Raw genomic sequence first — 451 nt, forward strand, 5'->3', positions numbered from 1 at the left:
GTTTCAGCACTGGCAGAACGTCTGGAAGGCGGACGCTACATCGACGTGGATATCAACCGGGAGAAAGCATCCCGATACGGAATGACGGTGGGTGATGTGCAGCTGTTTGTCTCATCAGCCATCGGTGGCGCAACAACCGGCGAGACGGTTGAGGGCGTAGCCCGTTACCCGATCAATATCCGCTACCCTCAGGATTACCGAAACAGCCCACAGGCACTGAAACAGATGCCCATTCTGACGCCCATGAAACAGCAAATTACCCTGGGCGATGTCGCTGATATTCGTGTCGTTTCCGGACCTACCATGCTGAAAACGGAAAATGCCCGCCCTGCCAGCTGGATTTATATTGATGCTCGTGGCAGGGATATGGTGTCGGTTGTAAACGACATTAAAACCGCTATCAGCCAGCACGTAAAATTAAGACCGGGCACCAGTGTCTCTTTCTCCGGAC

1 protein-coding gene is annotated in these 451 nt (G+C 53.4%); it reads left to right on the plus strand.

Annotated features, from left to right (window positions below):
- On the plus strand, positions 1 to 451 hold a 451-nt coding region (locus tag AC0DBE_RS21595), incomplete at both ends, for an efflux RND transporter permease subunit (protein WP_472963740.1).

Source organism: Bacillus sp. VA15, from assembly GCF_055721145.1.